Here is a 17566-nt window from a genome sequence, read left to right on the forward strand (position 1 = left end):
ATCAAGCGGTGGCCGTGCCCATGTCAAAGATCAACAGCCCCCTGGTTAAAACACCAGGTCCACCTGACGTGGACAAAAGCGCCGTTCATCGTTTTCAAGCTCAGTGCTCTTCGCCGTGCGCCTCGGCGTCCTTCAGACGCTGGTAGGAGCGGACGATCTCGGACTCGGCCTCGGTGCGGCCGACCCAGGTCGCGCCCTCGACGCTCTTGCCGGGCTCGAGGTCCTTGTAGACCTCGAAGAAGTGCTGGATCTCCAGGCGGTCGAACTCCGCCAGGTGGTGGATGTCCCGCAGGTGCTCGTGGCGCGGGTCGTCGGCCGGGACGCACAGAACCTTGTCGTCGCCGCCCTTCTCGTCGGTCATGCGGAACATGCCGATGGCACGGGCCTTGATCAGGCAGCCGGGGAACGTCGGCTCCTGAACGAGCACGAGGGCGTCCAGCGGGTCGCCGTCCTCACCCAGGGTGTCCTCGATGAACCCGTAGTCGGCGGGGTACTGCGTCGCCGTGAACAACGTGCGGTCGAGGCGGATGCGACCAGTCTTGTGGTCCACCTCGTACTTGTTGCGCACTCCCTTGGGGATCTCGATCGTGACGTCGAACTCCACTGGTCCTCGCTCATGTAGCCCATTCGTGACGCCACTAGTGTGGACCACGACGCCCTGTCAACCCTCATCGGAGCGGCGGCTGGAGGGTGTGAGATTGCCCGTACCGAGCTGACGGAGGCCCTCTTGGCGGAAGAGCCCCAGTGGCCGACCGAGGACGACGACGCTGATCTCGACTCGGTGCCCGAGGCGCCGACGCTGCAGGTCAGCCGCCCGTCGCTGGATCAGCCGACCATGCGGTTGCCCGTCGCCTCCGTGCTGAAGCCACCGTCCACTCAGGAGCCTCCGCGGTCGTCTCCCGTCCGTTCAGCTCCGAACGGTGCCGAGCCCGGTCCGGCTGCTCCCGGTGTGCCTTTGAACGGCTCCGGCGGCCCTTCCGGTGAATCCTCCGGTGGGAAGTCTCACGGCCAGGTTGCGCCGGACGGCGGCCAACCTCGGCCGGTCGAGCCGCCGAGAGCGGCCCCGGTGCGGATCGCGCCGGGCTCCGACGCCACCCCGGTGGCCGCGAAGACGGCGCGGGTCGACCAGTTGCCGGCGGTGGAGCCGTCGTGGTTCGACCAGCCGGTGAGACCGCAGCCGCCGCGGCAGGAGCCTCCCCGCGTCGAGCAGCCACCTCCGCCACCGCCTCCTCCCGCGCCCCGGCAGGAAGAGCCCGTTCGCGAGACGCTGCCGGTCTCTGGCTACGACGAGGAGCCGGAAGACCGGCTGACCGGCTCCGACGAACCCAGGAAGAGCCGCAAGCCGCTCGCCGTCGTGCTCGGCCTGCTGGTGGTCGCGGCGCTGGCCGGCGCCACCGTCTACGCGGTCAACGAGTTCGGCGGCCCCGCGGCAGTCGAGACCAAGCCGCCTGCCGCACCCGCCGAGGTGCGGCCGCTGGTCAAGGCCGCCAACGCGGGCGGACCGGCACCGAGCGCCGCCGGGGTGAAAGCGGCCCTCACCGGCCCGGCCGGCAACTCCGCGCTCGGCACCCTGACCGGCAGCGTCGTGGACCCGGCCACCGGCACGGCGCTGTGGCAGCAGGGCGACACGACGGCCGCGACCCCCGCGTCGAGCCTCAAGATCCTCACGGCGGCCGCGGCGCTGCTCAGCCTGGAGAAGACCGACCAGCTGTCGACGAAGGTCGTCCAGGGCGCCGAGCCCGGCACCGTGGTGATCGTGGGCGGCGGCGACCCGACGATCTCCGGCACGCCCGGCAGCTCCGTCTACCCCGGCGCGGCGACGCTCGACGACCTGGTCAACCAGGTGAAGCAGAAGGGCGCGGTCACGAAGGTCCAGTTCGACCTCAGCCGGTACGCCGGCGAGGCGCTGGGCCCGCAGTGGGAGCCGGGCGACATCGCAGGCGGCTCGGTCGCGCCGATCGTGCCGTTCATGCTCGACGGCGGCCGGCTCAACCCCAAGAACGACGTGTCGGCGCGCACCGGCAGCCCCGCCCAGTCGGCGGCGGACGCGTTCGCGCAGCGCATCGGGGCCCCCGGCGCGACCGCGGGCACGGCCCCGCAGGGCGCCCAGGTGCTCGGCGAGATCAAGTCGGCGCCGATCGAGCAGCTCGTCGACAACATGATGCAGATCTCCGACAACGTGCTCACCGAGGCGATCGCCCGCGAGATCGCGATCAAGACGGGCAACGAGCCGTCGTTCGCGGGTGGCGTCAAGGCCGTGCGGGACGTCCTGACCAAGAACGGGTTCGACCTCACCGGGGCGAACTTCGTCGACGGCAGCGGCCTCTCGGCCACCAACAAGATCCCGGCGAAGCTGCTCACCGACGTGCTGGCCACGGCGGCCAAGCCCACCCTGGACGACCCGCGCACGGCGAAACTGCGGCCGTTGCTGACGGCGCTGCCGGTGGCGGGCGGCAGCGGCACGCTGGCCGGTCGCTACGGCGGCAGCGCGTCCGGCGGCAAGGGCTGGGTGCGGGCCAAGACCGGCACGCTCACCGGCGTCAACGCGCTCGCCGGGATGGTCGTCGACGTGGACGGACGGGTGCTCGTGTTCGCGTTCATGTCGGCGAGCAACCGCAACCCGGAGACCGAGGTGCGGCCGGCGCTGGACGTGATGGCCGCTGCGTTGCGGGGCTGTGGCTGTTCGTAGCGGGGCGTGCGCAGGTAACTTCGGCAGGGTGAACGGCGCGACGGAGGCAGAGCTCGGCCCGGTGGACTGGGAGCTGGCGGTGGCCACCGCCGTCAGGCTCGTGCGGCCAGGCCCGGTGATCGGGAAGGACGAGGCCGACCACGTCGTCGGCAGACTTCGCGAGCTCGCGCCCCAGGCGGAGGTGCACGTCCGCGAGCTGACCGGCCTCGGCCAGGGCCTGCCGCTGCTGCCGGGCGAGGTCGTCGACCGGCCCGCGTGGGTCAGAGCCGCCGCGCAGGGCCTCGCCGCCCTGACCGCGCCCGCGATGCCGCGCCAGGCCGGTGCCATGGCGAGCATCCTCGCGGGCACCGCCGGTGTGCAGGCGGGTGTCGTGATGGCGTTCCTGTCGTCGCGGGTGCTCGGCCAGTACGACCCGTTCAGCCCGAGCGAGCAGCTGGCGGGCCGGCTGCTGCTCGTCGCGCCGAACATCGTTGGCGCGCAACAGGCTCTCGACGTCCCCGACGACGACTTCCGGATGTGGGTGTGCCTGCACGAGTGCACGCACCGCCTGCAGTTCACCGGCGTGCCGTGGCTGCGCAGGTACTTCTCCGACCAGGTCACCGCGCTTCTCTCCACAATGGACGAAGACCGAGCCCCGCTGCCGGACGTGATCCGCGACTTCCGGCACAAGCTGCGCGCGGGCGACGGCCCGATCGGACTGATCGAGCTCATCCAGTCGCCGCAGCAGAAAGCCGTGCTGGACCGGCTGATCGCACTGTCCACTTTGCTCGAAGGCCACGCGGACCACGTGATGGACGCCGTGGGACCGACCGTCGTGCCGTCCGTCTCGACGATCCGCAGCCGCTTCACCGCGCGTCGCAAGGGAGGCGGCCTGCTCGACCGCGTCCTGCGCACGCTGCTCGGCGTGGACGCGAAGGTGCGCCAGTACGAGGAGGGCGCGGCCTTCACCGAGTACGTCGTGGAACGCGTCGGCATGGACGGCTTCAACGCGATCTGGACCTCGGCCGACACCCTGCCGACCAGGGCCGAGATCGCCGAGCCGATGACCTGGCTGCGCCGCGTGGCCCCGTGAGCGTGACACCGTGAACGGTCCGGTCGGCGAGGTCAGGACGGCCGTGCGGAGGTTCCTCGACGAGGTGCGTCCGGACGCGGTGACCGTCGCGGTCTCCGGCGGCGCTGATTCGCTGGCACTGGCGGCCTGCGTCGGCCGGCTCAGGCCCGGTGCCGCCGCCGTGATCGTCGACCACCAGCTGCAGCCCGGCTCGGACGAGGTGGCCCTGCGCGCGGCCCGGCAGTGCTCGGAGTTCGGTCTGGTGGCGCGCGTGGAGGCCGTCGAGGTCTCTGGCCCCGGTGGCCCCGAGGCGGCGGCCCGCAGGGCGCGCTACGCGGCTCTGAGGCCTGCTTCCGGCCTCGTGCTGCTCGGCCACACCCTCGACGACCAGGCCGAGACCGTGCTGCTGGGCCTGGGCCGCGGGTCAGGTCCGCGCTCGATCGCGGGGATGCGCGTTCTCGATCCGCCGTGGGGCCGTCCGCTGCTCGGCGTGACGCGGGCCGCCACCCGTGCTTTCTGCGCGGAGCAGGGCATCGAGGTGTGGGAGGACCCGCACAACTCCGACCCGTCGTACACGCGCGTGCGGTTGCGTGCGGAAGTCCTGCCGTTGCTGGAGGACGTGCTCCAGGGCGGCGTTGCGGCGTCGCTGGCCCGCACGGCGGCCCAGCTGCGCGAGGACTGTGACGCACTCGACTCCCTCGCCGAGGCGTTCAGCGGCGACTGCTGTGCTGTTGACGACATCGCGGAGCTGCCCGTCGCGCTGAGACGGAGAGTGCTCAGGTCGTGGCTCATCGACGAAGGCGTGCCCGAACTGTCCGATTCGCACCTGCGACGTGTTGACGCACTGGTGAGTGAATGGCGCGGTCAGGGCGGTGTCTGGCTACCCGGTGGCTTTGTCGTGCGGCGCGCGCATGGCAGGCTCGTCGTCGAACCAGAGTCTTAAGCAGAGGGGACCTGTCCGTGTACGACGGCGACATCGCATCCGTGCTCATCACCGAGCAGGAGATCAGCGACAAGGTCACCGAACTCGCCAAGCAGGTCGCGGAGGACCACCCAGAAGGTGACTCCGACCTCGTGCTGATCACCGTCCTCAAGGGCGCTGTGATGTTCATGGCCGACCTCGCCCGAGCGCTGCCCGTACCGGTGCAGCTCGAGTTCATGGCCGTTTCGTCCTACGGCTCCTCCACGTCCTCCTCGGGCGTGGTGCGGATCCTGAAGGACCTGGACCGCGACATCGCCGACCGCAGGGTGGTGATCGTCGAGGACATCATCGACTCGGGCCTCACGCTGTCGTGGCTGCTGAAGAACCTGCAGTCGCGCAAGCCGCGCTCGCTGGAGGTCTGCACGCTGCTGCGCAAGCCCGACGCGGTGAAGGTCGAGGTGCCGGTGAAGTACGTCGGCTTCGACATCCCCAACGAGTTCGTCGTCGGCTACGGCCTCGACTACGCCGAGCGCTACCGCGACCTGCCGTACATCGGCACGCTGGACCCGAAGGTCTACTCCAGCTGAAAACGATGAAGGGCTCCTTCATCCACGTGAGGTGGATGAAGGAGCCCTTCATCGTTCAAACCGTCAGCAGTTCGGGCGGCAGCGGCGTTGCGAGACCGCGTCCAGCAGCACGCCGCGGATGTCCTCCGGGTTGGGCGCCTGGTAGGCCTTGCCGCCGGTCGCGGCGGAGATGGCCCGCAGGGCGTCCATGTCGACCTCGTCGCCGAGGCCGACCATGATGATCGGCACCGGCTTCGCGGGATCCGCCTCGCGCTTCAGGGTCTCGATCAACGCGGCGGTGTCGATCGACGAGATGTCGTCGTTGCGCCCGTCCGTCATCAGCACGACGGAGTTGACCTTCGACGGGTCGTACCCGGACAACACGTGCCGGAACGCCGCCAGCGTCGTGTCGTTCAGTGCCGTGCCGCCGCCGACGAGACTGGGCAGCTGCGAGGCCCCGGCTTCGAGCTTCTTGCGTCGCGTGACGCCCTGCAGGGGTTCACCCAGCGGCCCTATCGGCACCAGCTCGATCCAGTCCTGCGGCGGCTTCTTGTCGGTCGAGAACGCCCACAGGCCGATCTGGGTGGTGTCCGGCAGCATGCCGAGCGCCGTCATGGAGGCCTGGGTGGCGGCCTCGATCCGGGTCTTGCCGTTGCGGTTCTTCTCGATCATCGAGCCGGAGACGTCGATGACGGTCAGCATGCGCATGTCCAGGCTGATGGCGCCCCACGTGCGCAGCAGCTCGGACACCTGGTCGGCGTTCGGTGTCTCGATCAGCTTCACGTCGCCCGCCTGCACGCCCTCGACGTCGGTCGACCACTTGGCGGGGGCGGCGCCCTGGACGGTGCGGAAGCCCGCCTCGCCGAAGCGCTTCACGGTCTCGGCCGAGCGCAGGACCTTCTCGAACTCGGCCGCTGCCTCACCGATGCCCTCCGGCTCGTTCGGGCGCGAGACGCGGACGAGCGGGTAGTCGAACGAGAGCGTGCCCTCCTTGGGCGGGGCGCCCAGCACGGCGTTGTCCTTGACCGAGCGGTTGTTCGCCACCACCGACTGCTCGGGGGCGGCGAAGAGCGGTGCCTTGTCGGCGTCGGTGGTGACCTTGCCGAACGCGTCGCGCACCGACGGGACGGCGCTGCGGCCCACGCGCAGCAGGGCACCGACCAGTTCCGGCTTCGGCGTGCCGTCCGGGTTGCCCAGCAGCGTGCGGATCACGAAGAGGGTGGCGAGGCCCTCCGAGGTCATCGTCGGGTCGCTCAGCGACACGTTGACCTTCGTGTCGAGGACCTTGGACCAGGAGACGGGCGAGACCGGGTAGCCGATCTTGGCCATGGCCTTCTCCGAACCGGCCAGCACCAGCGGGCTCGACGCCAGCGAGGGCTTGATGTCCAGCTTCGGGGCCTCCGGGCCGGTCTCGGCGGCCTGGCGCTGGGCCTCGGCTGCCCACATCGAGGAGTCGGGGATCCACAGGGAATGCGGGTTGATCTGCGCGGTGGGGAGCTCGTTCGCCACGTCGGCCGCGTTGCGCGACTCGACCTGGACCTGAACGCACCGGCCGTTCACGACCGGTTGTGACCGCTGGTACTCCTGCGCTGCCGCGTTCACCACATCTAACGCGGCGGGTGTGACGGCGACCTTCAACGGCAGTGCGCCGGAGCAGTCGGCGCCGCTGGTGACACGCAGTGCCACGACCGTGACGCCCGCCGCCGCGACCACTCCGAGCAGGGCGGCAACGGGGAGCGCCACCCGCCGGAACAATCCGGGGGACGTGTGACGTGCTGACATACAGTTACTGACCTTCGGTCACGTGTTCACTCTTTCGAGTGGCGGGGGAACACTCGGGGGATGCATGAGGATGACATGGGACCCCCAAACGTAGTGAGACGGCGTGACTTGCGTCACTCGTCTGGACGGCCGTATTTGTTCCGGATGAACCAAACAGCGTGAACATGCGTGGCAGCGGTCACGCGTGGGAACCCGGAACCGTCCCCGACCGTTGGTTGCTCAGTACCCGACCAGCGGGCGGTAGGCTGGTCGGACGCGGTATGTGGGTCTTCCACTGCCCGACGCGCAAGTCAGGGAGGGTCGAGGCCGCCCGCCGGCCGTAAGTGCATGGACCGCAAGCGCCTGCTTCGCAACCCGCTGCTGTGGATCGCTGCGGTGTTGCTGCTCTACTTCGTCTTCACCGTGCTCTTCGACGACTCACGGGGCTACCACCCGGTCAAGACGTCCCAAGCCCTGCAACAGGTGCGGGACGGCAAGGTCAAGGAAGCCACGATCGAGGACAAGGAGCAGCGGCTCCGGCTCACCCTCACCGACGGCACCACCTTCGAGGGCAGCAACCGCCTCATCACGCAGTTCCCGGCCAGCGCGACGGACGAGATCTTCAACGTCCTCGACCAGGCCGGCAACAAGCCGACCGTGGAGACCAAGGTCAGCCAGGAGTCCATCCTGATGCAGATCTTGATCTACCTCGTGCCGCTCGGCCTGCTGTTGCTGCTGCTGATGTGGATGATGAACAACGCCCAGGGCGGCGGCAACCGCGTCCTGAACTTCGGCAAGTCCAAGGCCAAGCAGCTGTCCAAGGACATGCCCAAGACGACGTTCGCCGACGTCGCCGGTGCCGAGGAGGCCGTCGAGGAGCTCGAGGAGATCAAGGACTTCCTCCAGAACCCCGGCCGCTACCAGGCGCTCGGCGCGAAGATCCCGAAGGGCGTGCTGCTGTACGGCCCGCCGGGAACCGGTAAGACGCTGCTCGCGAGGGCCGTCGCCGGTGAGGCGGGCGTGCCGTTCTACTCGATCTCCGGCTCGGACTTCGTCGAGATGTTCGTCGGTGTCGGCGCCTCGCGTGTGCGCGACCTGTTCGAGCAGGCCAAGCAGAACGCGCCGTGCATCATCTTCGTCGACGAGATCGACGCGGTGGGCCGCCACCGCGGCGCCGGTCTCGGCGGTGGTCACGACGAGCGCGAGCAGACGCTGAACCAGCTGCTCGTCGAGATGGACGGCTTCGACTCGCGCGGCGGGATCATCCTGATCGCGGCGACGAACCGTCCCGACATCCTCGACCCCGCGCTGCTGCGCCCCGGCCGCTTCGACCGCCAGATCCCGGTGTCCGCGCCGGACATGAAGGGCCGCAGGCAGATCCTCCGGGTGCACTCGAAGGGCAAGCCGCTCGCCTCCGACGCCGACCTCGACGGCCTCGCGAAGCGCACCGTCGGGTTCTCCGGCGCCGACCTCGCGAACGTCATCAACGAGGCAGCGCTGCTCACCGCCCGCCAGAACGGCCACGTCATCACGGCGGCCGCGCTGGAGGAGTCCGTCGACCGAGTGATCGGCGGTCCGGCCCGCAAGAGCCGGATCATCTCCGAGAAGGAGAAGAAGATCACCGCGTACCACGAGGCAGGGCACGCCCTGGCCGCGTGGGCCATGCCGGACATCGACCCGCTCTACAAGGTCACGATCCTCGCCCGCGGCCGCACGGGTGGTCACGCCCTCGCGGTGCCGGAGGAGGACAAGGACCTGATGACCAGGTCCGAGATGATCGCGCGGCTGGTGTTCGCACTGGGTGGCCGCTCGGCGGAGGAGCTCGTCTTCCACGAGCCCACCACCGGCGCGTCCAACGACATCGAGCAGGCGACCAAGATCGCCCGCGCGATGGTCACCGAGTACGGCATGAGCGCGCGGCTCGGTGCGGTGAAGTACGGCCAGGAGCAGGGCGAGCCGTTCCTCGGCCGCTCGGCGGGCCGTCAGGCCGACTACTCGCTCGAGGTCGCGCACGAGATCGACGAGGAGGTGCGCAAGCTCATCGAGGCGGCGCACACCGAGGCGTACGAGGTGCTCAACACCTACCGCGACGTCCTCGACAACCTCACGCGCGAGCTGCTCGAGAAGGAGACGCTGCACCGCAAGGACCTGGAGCGGATCTTCGCCGGCGTCGAGAAGCGGCCGCGGATCACCCAGTTCAACGATTTCGGTGACCGCACGCCGTCCGACATCCCGCCGATCAAGACCCCCGGCGAGCTCGCCAAGGAGCGCGGCGAGCCGTGGCCGCCGGTCGTCGAGGACACCATCGAGTCCGAGCTGCAGCAGGAGGAAGCCGCTGCCGCGGCGCCGACCGAGGAGCTGCCGTCGCCGAACGGGTCCAACGGCGTGCACCAGCCGACGAACCAGTCGGGCCCGCCGAACTACGGCGCCCCGCCCGGATGGACCCCGGCGACCGTGCCCGGTGGCAAGCCGCACAACGTCTGGGAGCCGAAGAAGCCGCAGTCGGACCAGGACGAGCGGCAGTGACAGAGCAACACCAGCTCGACGCAGACGCCGGTCTCACCCGCAACGGGGAGGCCGGCGTCTCCGCGCGGCGGGTCTTCGACCAGGCGCGGGCAGAGGCGGCGGTGCGCGAGCTGCTGATCGCGTGCGGTGAGGATCCGGAGCGCGAGGGCCTGCGCGAGACACCCGCTCGGGTGGCGCGGGCTTACCGGGAGTTGTTCGCGGGTCTCTACACCGACGCGGACAGCGTGCTCGCGAAGACGTTCGACGAGAGCCACGAGGAGCTCGTCCTCGTCACCGACATCCCGATGTTCAGCTTCTGCGAACACCACCTGCTGCCGTTCCACGGCGTCGCGCACGTCGGGTACATCCCGAACGAGGCGGGCAGGGTGACGGGGCTGTCGAAGCTCGCGCGGCTCGTCGACCTCTACTCGAAGCGGCCGCAGGTGCAGGAACGGCTGACCTCGCAGGTCGCGGACGCGCTGGTGCGCAGGCTGGAACCGCGCGGCGTGATCGTGGTCGTCGAGGCCGAGCACCTGTGCATGGGCATGCGCGGTGTGCGCAAGCCGGGTTCGCGCACGACGACGTCGGCGGTGCGCGGCCTGCTGCGCACGTCCGCCTCGTCGCGGGCGGAGGCGATCGAGCTGATCAGGGGCCGGTTGCGGTGAGTCCGTTGCCGAAGCCCGGCCGATGCGTCGTGATGGGCGTGCTGAACGTGACGCCGGATTCGTTCTCCGACGGCGGCCGGTACATCGACCGGCGCGACGCCGTCGCACACGGCATCGCGATGCACCAGCGCGGTGCCGACCTGATCGACGTCGGCGGCGAGTCGACGCGTCCCGGTGCCGAACGCGTCGAGCCCGCCGAGGAGATCTCGCGGGTGGTGCCGGTGATCCGCGCACTGGTCGCCGAGGGCGTGCCGGTCAGCGTGGACACCATGCGCGCCTCCGTCGCCTCCGCTGCGCTGGAGGCGGGCGCGTCGATCGTGAACGACGTCTCCGGCGGCCTGGCCGATCCCGGGATGGCGTCCGTGGTGGCCGCGGCCGGTGTGCCGTACGTGCTGATGCACTGGCGGGGCCACAGCACGGAGATGGACTCGTTGGCGACGTACGACGACGTGGTCAGCGACGTGCGCGACGAGCTGCTGCAGCGCGTCGAGGCGGCGATGGCTGCGGGCGTCGCGGAGTCGTCGATCGTGCTCGACCCCGGTCTGGGCTTCGCGAAGCTCGGCGACCACAACTGGGAGCTGTTGCAGCGCCTGGACGAACTGGTCGACCTCGGCTTCCCGGTCCTGGTGGGAGCGTCGCGCAAACGCTTCCTCGGCACGTTGCTCGGCAACCGTCCACCGGACGGCAGGGAGGACGCGACCGCGGCGGTGTCCGCTCTTGCCGCGTTCAACGGAGCGTGGGGTGTGCGGGTGCACGACGTCGACCGGTCGCTGGACGCGGTCGCCGTCGCCGGTGCGTGGAGGCGGGGACATGGCTGACCGGATCGCGTTGACGGGCCTGCGGGTCCGCGGCAACCACGGCGTCTTCGAGCACGAGAAGCGCGACGGCCAGGAGTTCGTCGTGGACATCACGCTGTGGCTCGACCTCAGCTCGGCGTCCCGCACGGACGATCTCAGCCAGACGTACCACTACGGCGAGCTCGCCGAGATGGCCGCCGCGATCGTCGGTGGCGAACCGTGCGATCTCATCGAGACGGTGGCGGGTCGCATCGCCGACGCCGCGATGGCCGACACCCGGCTGCACGCGGTCGAGGTGACGGTGCACAAGCCGTCCGCACCGATCCCGCTGACCTTCGACGACGTGTCGGTGACGATCCGCCGCTCGCGCCGGCTGGCGGCGCCTCTCAAAGAGGCGAAATGACGCGCGCGGTCCTGTCGATCGGCTCGAACCTCGGCGACCGGTTCGCGTACCTCCAGTCCGTCGTGGACGGCCTGAAGCCGTACGTGGTCGCGGTGTCGCCCGTGTACGAAACGGCGGCGTGGGGTGTGGAGGACCAGCCGGACTTCCTCAACGCCGTCGTGATCGTGGCTTCCGACGACGTCGACGAGTGGGGCTGGCTGCGGCGCGGTCAGGAGCTGGAGAACGCCGCCGGGCGCGTGCGGGAGAAGCGCTGGGGGCCGCGCACGTTGGACGTGGACGTGGTTTCGGTGGACGGGGTGACCTCCGACCACCCGGAGCTGCTTCTGCCGCATCCCGGGGCGTTTGAGCGCGCGACAGTCCTCATCCCGTGGCTCGACGTCGAACCGGACGCCGTGCTGCCGGGCCACGGACCCGTTGCCGCGCTGCAGTTCTCGGCGGAGGGCGTGCGGCGGCGCGACGACCTCGTGCTGAGTTCGGGTTGGATGGACGCGTGAGGTTCACCCGTCCCCGTGACCTGGCGACGATCGCGATCATCGCCGGGCTGCTGGCCCACCTGCTGCTGCGACTCGCGTACGACTCGATGCCGCCGCTGCCTCAGCTGGCCGGATCGACGCTCCTCGTGATCGCGATCGTCGAGGTCGTGCTCGCGTTCTCGTTGCGGGCCCGGATCCAGCGCCGCTCGCCGCGGCCGGTGCAGCCGCTCACCGCGGCCCGTGCCGTCGCGCTGGCGAAGGCTTCGTCGGTTCTGGGCGCGTTGATGTTCGGTGCCTGGACCGGGTTGCTGATCTACACCGTGCCGGTGCGCGACGAGTTCGCCGCCGCCGGAAACGACCTGTTCGCGGCCGTTGTCGGGATGGTTTCCGCCGTCGCGCTGACCGCTGCCGCGCTGTGGCTGGAGCACTGCTGCAAGACGCCGACGGAGACTCCCGGGAAGGATTAGATACCCGGCCGTAGGGTCTCAGTCGCATAACTACGCGGTACCGTAGTGCGCATGACCGGGCGAGGCGCGTCGATCGACGACGAGCAGGAAGATCACGGTCGTGGCTCCGGGCGATTGCTGTTAGTAGCGGCATTGGCGCTCGCCCTCGTGGCCGCGGCGGTGCTCGTGCTGAGCGACAGCGCCCGCATGCTGCGCCTGGCCGTGGTGGCCGCGTTGTGGGCGGCGCTGGTGGGCGCCTTCCTCGCCGCCAGGTACCGCCGGCAGGTCACGGAGCGCGACGAAGAGGTGGCCGACCTCCAGTCCGTCTACGAGCTGGAGCTCGAGCGCGAGGTGGCCGCGCGCCGCGAGTACGAGCTCGAGATCGAGTCCGAGACCCGCAAGCGGATCGAGGAGGAGTCGCGCGCGGACATCGAGGCGCTGCGCGCCGACCTGAGGGCGTTGCGGGACAACCTCGAAGCCCTGCTGGGCGGCGACGTCCTCGTCGAACGCGTGGCCCTGCGCGCCGAGTCGACCCGCCTGCGTTCCCTGGCCTCCGACGCCGCACGCCTGGCCTCGCTGCCGGAGAAGCGCGTCATCAACGCCAAACCGGCGATCACCGCGTCGGTGGCGGCGGAGAAGCCGTCCGAGCGCACCGAGCTGATCGAACGCGTCGCGCACGAGGCCAAGGTCCAGCCGCCGCGCCGCGAACCCGCCCGCCCAGAGCCCGCGCGGCCGGACCCGACCAGGACCTCGCCGCGGCCGCAGCCGGCCGTGGTGCGCCGCGAGCCCGTGAAGGCGGCGAAGCAGGAGCCGGCCCGTCCCCAGCCCAGGCCGGGTGGCGTGGCGGCCAGGCTCGGTGGTGCCGCACCTCCCGCCCCTCCCGCGCCGGTCAAGGCACCGCCCGTGCCGCAGCCCGTGCAGGCGCAGGCCCAGCGGACCGAACGCGTGCCGCGCCCGCAGCCCCAGAACCGCACGGAGTCGCTGCCGCGCAAGGCGGAGCCGCCGAAGGCTCCCGCCGCCGTCGCGAAGGCCGTCGAGACGCGCAAGCCCGAGCCGCGGTCCCGCGTGGCCGAGCGCACCGAGATGATCAACCCGCAAACGCTCGCCGACTCCCGCTCGCAGCCGAAGGGCGGCGGCCGCCGCCGCGCCGACGATCGTCCGGCGGCCGACCAGGACAGCGGCTCGTGGGAGACCCTGAAGCCCGCCGGCGGTGGTCGTCGTCGCGCGGAGGACACGCCGTCGCGGTCGTCCGAGGACTCGCTGGTGTCGCTGCCGCCGGTGGGCCGCCGCGCCGCCGATCAGTCGTCGGCCCGGTTGCCGATCGTGTCCACCGGCCGCCGGTCCGCTCCGGACGACTCACCGGTCGCCGGACGCCGGGTTGCCGAGGACTCGTCCACGCGCCTGCCCGCGGTCTCGACGGGACGCAGGGCGGCCCCGGAAGACCCGTCCGGTGCGCACGCCGACGGCAAGTCGGTGAGCGAGCTGCTGGCGTCGCTGGGCGGTGGCGACGCGCCCCGCCGCCGCCGTCGCCGCGACGACTAGTGCCGCGAGGTGCCCTGCTGAGCGCTGGAAGACGCGGCGATGGTTGGCGGTCACGGCACCAGCTACTTGTCGATGTCGCCGACGATGACGGCGAAACTGCTCAGCACCGCGGGCAGGTCGTCCACTGCGGTGCCCGGCAGGAGTGCCGAGAGCGCCTGAACGTTGTTGAACGACGGCGTGCGCAGCTTGAGGCGCCACGGCGTCTTCTCGCCACGTGACGACAGGTGCACGCCCGAGGTGCCCAGCGGCGCCTCGACTCGCGTGTAGACCGAACCCTCGGGTGCCTTGATGGCCTTGGGCAGGCGGACGTTCACCGGCCCGGACGGCAGCTCTTGCAGGCATTGCGTCGCCAACGCGACAGAGAGCCGGGCCTCGTCCAGAAGGCACCGCACGCGCGCAGCGGCGTCGCCTTCGGTCCGCACGACAGGCGTGAAGGACAAGGACTTGTAGGCGGGCAACGGGTCGTCGCGCCGCAGGTCGAAGTCCACCCCGCTGGCGCGTCCGATCGGGCCGGTGACCCCGTACGCCAACGCGTCGTCGAGCGGCAGGACGCCGAGCCCTTCCAGCCGGGAGAAGTCGACCTCCAGCGCGCCGACGTCCACAGTGGACAGGAACTCGGCCACCCGCGCGGTCCAGCCCGCGGGGACGTCCTCGCGCAGGCCGCCGATCCGGTTGAACATGAAGTGGATGCGGCCGCCGGAAGCCTCTTCCATCAGCGACTGCACGCCTTCTCGGTACATGGCGGCGTTGGGGGACAACGGGGTCAGGAAGACCATGTGCGCCATCAGGCGGTTGAGCTCGCACAGCAGTGCGCGCAGCCATTGGGCGCGGGCCGGGACGTCCATGCCGGTCATGCGCTCGACGGCCAGTGCGACGGCCAGTTCGTTGCAGAACGCGGAGAGCCAGTCGTGGCGGTTGGCGAGCGTCAGGACCTGGCGGTAGTCGCGGACCTCGAACAGCTTCTCGGCACCGCGGTGCAGGTGGCCGACGAGCGGCTCGGCCGCGGTGATCACCAGGTCCGGGGTGACCGTCAGGCGCAGGCGGTAGGCGCCGTGGGCGGACGGGTGCAGTGGGCCCAGGTCGATCACGCGGTCGACGCCCAGGTACTGGGCGCCCGCGCCCACGCCGACGGTGATCTGCTCGCTCACCCGAACATGGTTTCACGAGGCCGGGAGCGCGGCTCAGGCCCTCGTGATCGCGAAGTAGAAGCACCCGTGCGAGACGCTGCGGACCTGGAGCGTCTCGATCGTGGGATCGTTGAACAATTCTTCGATTGCACGATCGAACGATCCGGGCTCCACCACGCCGCCGTCGTTGATCTGGCCTGCGGCGTTGTAGGAACGCAGGATCCGGGGATTGTTCAACAATTCAACAGGCAGACGATCCAACGAAGGCTCGCCGGAACAATCGACGTGCGTGAAGACCGGGCCGACCTCGGCGTACGGCCCCTTGCCCGCGTCGGGCGAGTAGCGGAACAGCCAGACCGGCTCGTCCGGCAGCGACTTCCGCAGGCAGCAGCGCAGCGGCACGCCGGGTTCGGAGGCCCGGTACTCACGACCGGGGTCGGACAGGGCGGCGGACGGCGGCACGTTGTGGATTCGCATGCCCGCAACGATCGTCGTCAGGCCACCGAAAAGCTGGCGGGATTCGGACGCCAGGGCGGCAACGCGGGCAGCAGGTCCGCGACGGCGATCCCGCACCCGTGCAACAACCAGCCGAACCCGCCGAGACCGCGCGGATCACGCAGCTCCGCGATCCGTCCCGCACGCGCGGCCGACTCCAGCCACTCCCAGCCGGAACCGGAAACCGACCCGGTCAGCCCCAGCGCGGCGAGGGCGTCCCGCTGCGACACCAGCACCCAGTCGCCACCGGCGGCGTCGGCGGCCGAGTCGAAGGCGACGTGCGCGGTGATGTCGCACGAGCCGTCGAACACCGGCGGCACCTGGCGCCCCGCGCGATACCCGGTGAGCGTGAACCGCCGAGACGACACCAGATGCCCGTAGTCGATCGCCAGAGCCGCACCGCGCACCGAGGACACCGCGGCGGCCCACGCGGCATCGCGCGGTGCCCCCACCTCGGCCTGCTCCCCGTCGCCCAGAGAAGGCCACCACCGGGTGATCCACGGGTCGGAGGAAGGCCCGGTCACCACGGGACAGGGGATGGAGTCGAGCCACTCGTGCCCGACCAGCAGCCCGACGCACGAGGGCACGACCGAGGTCCACCGAACCCCCGGCAGCTCGACGGGAGGACCGAGCTCGACGGCGGTCACCCGCAACCGCGAAGCCAGCGATCCCGAGGCCAGCGAACGCACGGCGAAAGCCAGCTCACCGCCGCCGGCGCCGACGTCGACGAAGTCCACGACCGGGGGAGATCCGAGAGCGGCGTCCACCCGCGACAGCAGCTCCAGCAGCGCCGTGGCCAGCTCCGGACCCACCAGCGGCGACGTGCGGAAGTGCGACGACGGCTTCTCCCCGCGCGCGAAGAAGCCACCCGGCCCGTACAGCGCGGCGTGCCAAGCGGCTTCCCAGTCGAACATCGGACAAGTGTGCCTCTAAGGTCGTTTCCCGTGAACGACGCCGACCTCACGCCGACGCCGACCCGCAAGCGCATCGAGCAGCGCCGCTGGACCGTCCTGTTCCCCGTCGTGGCGCTGATCGCCCTCGCCGCGGCCGGTCTCGTGCTGTTCGCGCTGGGCACGTCGAGCATCGGCATCGAGCCGTTGCTGGTGGGTGCCGCCGCGGCGCTGATCCCCGTCGCGTTCGTGGTGAGCGCCTTCCTGTGGATCGACAGGTGGGAACCGGAACCGGCGAAGATGCTGCTCTTCGCGTTCGTCTGGGGAGCGTGCGGGGCGACGATCAGCTCGCTCGCGTTCAACCAGACGTCCCGCGTCCTCGGTGACCTGCTCTACCAGGACGGCACGACGTTCACCGCGGTGGTGGGCGCGCCGATCGTCGAGGAGGCGACCAAGGCGGCGTTCCTGCTCGCGGTGTTCCTGCGCCGCAGGCACGAGTTCGACGGTGTCGTCGACGGCATGGTCTACGCGGGCATCACGGCCGCGGGCTTCGCGTTCACCGAGAACATCTGGTACTTCGGCCGGGTCTTCCTGGAGAACGGGCTCGGCAACATGGGCGGCGGCGTGATCGCGCTGTTCATCCTGCGCGGGGTGCTGTCGCCGTTCGCCCACCCGCTGTTCACGGCGATGACCGGCATCGGGGTCGGCATCGCGGCCAGCACCAGCAACGCCACCGTCCGGGTGCTCGCCCCGATCGGCGGTTACCTCACCGCGGTCGGCCTGCACTCGCTGTGGAACTTCTCGACCACGGTCGGCACCGGGTCGGATTTCATCAACCTGTACTTCCTGATCATGGTGCCGGTGTTCGCAGGCGCGGTCGCGATCGTGGTCTGGCAGCGGCGCAGGGAGCAGCGGATCGTGGCCGGTCAGCTGGCCGCGATGGCGCAGAACCGGTGGATCGCGAACAGCGAGGTGGCGCTGCTGGCCAGCCTCAACGGCCGCAGGAACTGGCTGCGGGCGGTCAAGCGCAAGTCAGGTGACGCGGCGGCCAAGTCCGTGAAGAACTACCAGATCGCCGTCACCGAGCTGGCCTTCCTGCGCCACCGCATCGAGCAGGGAACGGCGGGGCAGAGCGCCGAGCACCGCCACGGAGTGCTGCTCGACACGCTGCACGCCGCCAGGGCGGCCGCCCGCCGGTGAATCCCGTCACCGACCAGGTACATCCTGGGAAACG

Annotated in this window: 17 protein-coding genes; 12 read left to right on the plus strand and 5 right to left on the minus strand. The window is 70.5% G+C overall.

Annotated elements, in window-relative coordinates; translation table 11 throughout:
* Positions 1–100: 100 nt before the first annotated feature.
* Positions 101–604: an inorganic diphosphatase gene (locus tag IEZ09_RS42570; RefSeq protein WP_189259550.1), complete on the minus strand. Its 504-nt coding sequence runs from the start codon at positions 602–604 to the stop codon at positions 101–103.
* Between the two features lie 123 nt (positions 605–727).
* On the opposite strand from IEZ09_RS42570, the gene dacB reads away from it, so the two are divergent.
* From dacB to hpt, 4 genes are read left to right on the plus strand one after another with little or no spacing between them, the layout of a single operon-like run.
* Complete coding sequence (dacB, locus tag IEZ09_RS42575) at positions 728–2689, plus strand: D-alanyl-D-alanine carboxypeptidase/D-alanyl-D-alanine endopeptidase (protein WP_189259551.1); 1962 nt, start codon at positions 728–730, stop codon at positions 2687–2689.
* A gap of 28 nt (positions 2690–2717) precedes the next feature.
* Positions 2718–3761 (plus strand): zinc-dependent metalloprotease, encoded by a 1044-nt coding sequence (locus tag IEZ09_RS42580; protein ID WP_189259552.1) that lies wholly within the window; start codon positions 2718–2720, stop codon positions 3759–3761.
* Positions 3762–3771: 10 nt separating this feature from the next.
* Positions 3772–4683: a tRNA lysidine(34) synthetase TilS gene (tilS, locus tag IEZ09_RS42585; RefSeq protein WP_189259553.1), complete on the plus strand. Its 912-nt coding sequence runs from the start codon at positions 3772–3774 to the stop codon at positions 4681–4683.
* Positions 4684–4700: 17 nt separating this feature from the next.
* Positions 4701–5249 (plus strand): hypoxanthine phosphoribosyltransferase, encoded by a 549-nt coding sequence (gene hpt, locus IEZ09_RS42590; protein WP_189259554.1) that lies wholly within the window; start codon positions 4701–4703, stop codon positions 5247–5249.
* A 63-nt stretch (positions 5250–5312) separates the two neighbouring features.
* Here the strand turns inward: hpt and IEZ09_RS42595 are convergent, their stop codons facing one another.
* Positions 5313–6971 (minus strand): substrate-binding domain-containing protein, encoded by a 1659-nt coding sequence (locus IEZ09_RS42595; RefSeq protein ID WP_229813440.1) that lies wholly within the window; start codon positions 6969–6971, stop codon positions 5313–5315.
* Between the two features lie 366 nt (positions 6972–7337).
* Between IEZ09_RS42595 and ftsH the strand changes: the two genes are divergently transcribed.
* Genes ftsH through IEZ09_RS42630 form a run of 7 tightly spaced genes read left to right on the plus strand, consistent with a single transcriptional unit; the run spans position 7338 to position 13820 of the window.
* Entirely contained in the window at positions 7338–9515 is a 2178-nt protein-coding gene (ftsH, locus tag IEZ09_RS42600) for an ATP-dependent zinc metalloprotease FtsH (RefSeq protein ID WP_189259556.1), read from the plus strand.
* A complete protein-coding gene (folE, locus tag IEZ09_RS42605) occupies positions 9512–10159 on the plus strand; it encodes a GTP cyclohydrolase I FolE (RefSeq protein WP_189259557.1) in 648 nt (215 codons plus the stop codon). The genes ftsH and folE overlap by 4 nt, the downstream gene beginning before the upstream one ends.
* Before the next feature lie 32 nt (positions 10160–10191).
* The gene (gene folP, locus IEZ09_RS42610) at positions 10192–10977 is read left to right on the plus strand and encodes a dihydropteroate synthase (RefSeq protein WP_189259572.1); all 786 of its coding nucleotides are present in this window, start codon (positions 10192–10194) and stop codon (positions 10975–10977) included.
* The gene (folB, locus tag IEZ09_RS42615; protein ID WP_189259558.1) at positions 10970–11359 is read left to right on the plus strand and encodes a dihydroneopterin aldolase; all 390 of its coding nucleotides are present in this window, start codon (positions 10970–10972) and stop codon (positions 11357–11359) included. Before folP ends, folB begins: the two co-directional genes overlap by 8 nt.
* Positions 11356–11853 (plus strand): 2-amino-4-hydroxy-6-hydroxymethyldihydropteridine diphosphokinase, encoded by a 498-nt coding sequence (gene folK, locus IEZ09_RS42620; RefSeq protein ID WP_189259559.1) that lies wholly within the window; start codon positions 11356–11358, stop codon positions 11851–11853. Before folB ends, folK begins: the two co-directional genes overlap by 4 nt.
* Positions 11850–12299 carry a DUF3180 domain-containing protein gene (locus IEZ09_RS42625; RefSeq protein WP_189259560.1) on the plus strand — a complete coding sequence of 150 codons (450 nt, stop codon included), beginning with the start codon at positions 11850–11852 and terminating at the stop codon, positions 12297–12299. Before folK ends, IEZ09_RS42625 begins: the two co-directional genes overlap by 4 nt.
* Positions 12300–12350: 51 nt before the next feature.
* The gene (locus IEZ09_RS42630; protein WP_189259561.1) at positions 12351–13820 is read left to right on the plus strand and encodes a DUF6779 domain-containing protein; all 1470 of its coding nucleotides are present in this window, start codon (positions 12351–12353) and stop codon (positions 13818–13820) included.
* A gap of 62 nt (positions 13821–13882) precedes the next feature.
* Here IEZ09_RS42630 and IEZ09_RS42635 read toward each other — a convergent pair whose 3' ends face one another.
* From IEZ09_RS42635 to IEZ09_RS42645, 3 genes are read right to left on the minus strand one after another with little or no spacing between them, the layout of a single operon-like run.
* On the minus strand, positions 13883–14968 hold the full coding sequence (locus tag IEZ09_RS42635; protein WP_229813441.1) for an NADH-quinone oxidoreductase subunit D: 1086 nt from the start codon (positions 14966–14968) through the stop codon (positions 13883–13885).
* Between the two features lie 33 nt (positions 14969–15001).
* Positions 15002–15424 carry a DUF1203 domain-containing protein gene (locus IEZ09_RS42640; RefSeq protein WP_189259562.1) on the minus strand — a complete coding sequence of 141 codons (423 nt, stop codon included), beginning with the start codon at positions 15422–15424 and terminating at the stop codon, positions 15002–15004.
* A 17-nt stretch (positions 15425–15441) separates the two neighbouring features.
* The gene (locus IEZ09_RS42645) at positions 15442–16356 is read right to left on the minus strand and encodes an SAM-dependent methyltransferase (protein WP_189259563.1); all 915 of its coding nucleotides are present in this window, start codon (positions 16354–16356) and stop codon (positions 15442–15444) included.
* A 30-nt stretch (positions 16357–16386) separates the two neighbouring features.
* Here IEZ09_RS42645 and IEZ09_RS42650 point away from each other — a divergent pair, with 30 nt between their 5' ends.
* Positions 16387–17532 (plus strand): PrsW family intramembrane metalloprotease, encoded by a 1146-nt coding sequence (locus IEZ09_RS42650; RefSeq protein ID WP_189259564.1) that lies wholly within the window; start codon positions 16387–16389, stop codon positions 17530–17532.
* Positions 17533–17566: the final 34 nt, after the last annotated feature.

Source organism: Lentzea flava (assembly GCF_014648475.1).
Classification (GTDB): domain Bacteria; phylum Actinomycetota; class Actinomycetes; order Mycobacteriales; family Pseudonocardiaceae; genus Lentzea; species Lentzea flava.